This window comes from Chryseobacterium contaminans (assembly GCF_001684955.1).
In the GTDB taxonomy this organism is placed as follows: Bacteria; Bacteroidota; Bacteroidia; order Flavobacteriales; family Weeksellaceae; genus Chryseobacterium; species Chryseobacterium contaminans.
Genome location: NZ_MAYF01000278.1, coordinates 1 through 437, shown reverse-complemented (window position 1 = coordinate 437; position 437 = coordinate 1). Strand labels below are relative to the sequence as shown.

The 437-nt window shown below is 49.7% G+C and carries 1 protein-coding gene; it reads left to right on the top strand.

The window, feature by feature from the left end:
- Nucleotides 1–187: 187 nt before the first annotated feature.
- Nucleotides 188–437, top strand: a 250-nt coding sequence (locus BBH99_RS22800) for a hypothetical protein (RefSeq protein WP_228390812.1), incomplete at its 3' end; no start/stop codon positions are given.

The following is a 437-nucleotide window of genomic DNA, read 5'->3' as shown; positions in this document are numbered from 1 at the left end:
CCCCACGGGCACCCTTATTCCGCGCGGATGCCACTAATCTATTTGGGTCACCGCTGGTGACCAACGAAACCTATATAATCCTCAAGGCTCAAGCGATTCCGGTTTAGCGCCACGTAGTGTTTGCTCTTCCTCACCTGCCTAAGAACGAACGCACAAGTCTCCTTCATCTATTCTCGCCTGTACGATTATGTCGTTTATCGATTCGGAGAAGCTGGAGGGCATTCATGACGTCGCGAAACTCGACAATCAGGTTGTAGACGAGCGGTTTGAGACCATCGTCTCAGACGTAAGTGTGGATGCGAAGGCGGAGAAGTCTTTAGTCCGCAAGCTTGATATCCGCATCCTACCGATACTCTGTATCATGTATCTTGCAGCCTGTGAGTTAAATCATATGGTCCAGGCTGTCACAATAGCTGAGAAGCATTGTAGATCTGGAC